Annotated in this window: 1 pseudogene; it reads right to left on the reverse strand. The window is 43.7% G+C overall.

The window, feature by feature from the left end:
- Positions 1-598: 598 nt before the first annotated feature.
- Positions 599-808, reverse strand: a pseudogene (locus KEM39_RS11790) (TonB-dependent receptor); the annotation flags it as partial.
- Positions 809-994: the final 186 nt, after the last annotated feature.

Below are 994 nucleotides of genomic sequence, written 5' to 3' on the forward strand. Positions count from 1 at the left end.
GTACTGTCTGCGGCTTCGTCGCCTTGTCCTGATTTTTGTTAATCCACTATATTTGGGTGTGCCGCATTTTCAACTTATGCCGTCTGAAAGGGTCTTCAGACGGCATAGGTTTGTATGGGACAAAAGGATCGGCCTGCTTTATCGGAATTTCTTTAACGGTTGAGTTCCGCTTTGAAGGACGGGAAGGTTTGGTTTATTGGCTTCTTTCCAATTCGGGCAAGATGCGGGATGTGTTTCATCGTATTTCCTTTTCGGTTGAAACCCCGCCCTTTAGAGCGGTAGAATCAGACTTTATTTGGGAGGGGGTAACCCCTTCCAAATCAGGACAACACACAGGGCGACGCTTTATGTGTCGTCCTGTGTGTTGAAACATATGCAATCCTATGCCGAAATATTCTCAAACCATCTTTCAGTATTGGTGTTCCACGGAGAACCCTTCGGCTGGTTTTGGACATTCCGATTCCTGAAGTAAAAAAGCCGATAAAACATCTGTATTGGAGCAGGAAATCTGGTGTCCATTCCGTGTTGTTGAACAGGGCAGTTCCATAAAAAATGCCGTCTGAAAGGCTTTCAGACGGCATTGTTTTAAAACGGCAGGTCAGAAGCGGTAGTTCAAACCGAAGACAAACTCTCTGCCGCGTTCGTAGAACGGTACACGCCCGTCGTCGTCGGGGAAGCGTTGGCTGTGTGAACGGTATTTTTTGTTGCCGATATTATTGACGGCAAAGTTGACGTTCATATTGCCTTTGCCCAAAGGCTGCCGGTTGGCATAAATGTCATGTACGCCGTAGCCGCTTTTAAGGGATTTGACTGTACCTTTTTTATTAACATATTGTTTTATTAGGAATTTATTATATCCTTACAATATTGTTTTTCTATAACCTTTAAAAAGGATGCAATATGCTTTTGATAAGTTAAAGTCGGGAAGCTGTTTTCAAATTTTATAGTGGATTAACAAAAACCAGTACGGCGTTGCCTCGCCTTAGCTCAAAGA

Origin of the sequence: Neisseria sp. Marseille-Q1983, assembly GCF_018224585.1 — a bacterium.
GTDB lineage: Bacteria > Pseudomonadota > Gammaproteobacteria > Burkholderiales > Neisseriaceae > Neisseria > Neisseria polysaccharea.